The organism is Bacillus sp. TSO22, assembly GCF_020223595.1.
GTDB classification, from domain to species: domain Bacteria; phylum Bacillota; class Bacilli; order Bacillales; family Bacillaceae; genus Bacillus; species Bacillus inaquosorum.
Genome location: NZ_JAHAWO010000024.1, coordinates 1 through 217 on the forward strand (window position 1 = coordinate 1; position 217 = coordinate 217).

1 rRNA gene is annotated in these 217 nt (G+C 46.5%); it reads left to right on the top strand.

What is annotated here, in order from left to right:
• Positions 1-137: 137 nt before the first annotated feature.
• Positions 138-217: ribosomal RNA gene (gene rrf / locus KHQ79_RS22145) — 5S ribosomal RNA — on the top strand; the annotation flags it as partial.

The following is a 217-nucleotide window of genomic DNA, read 5'->3' on the forward strand; positions in this document are numbered from 1 at the left end:
TGATCAGGTTGATAGGTCTGAGGTGGAAGTGTGGCGACACATGGAGCTGACAGATACTAATCGATCGAGGACTTAACCAAATTTCTAATCATGATGTCACACCTGTTATCTAGTTTTGAGAGAACACTCTCAATTTGTTTGGTGGCGATAGCGAAGAGGTCACACCCGTTCCCATACCGAACACGGAAGTTAAGCTCTTCAGCGCCGATGGTAGTCG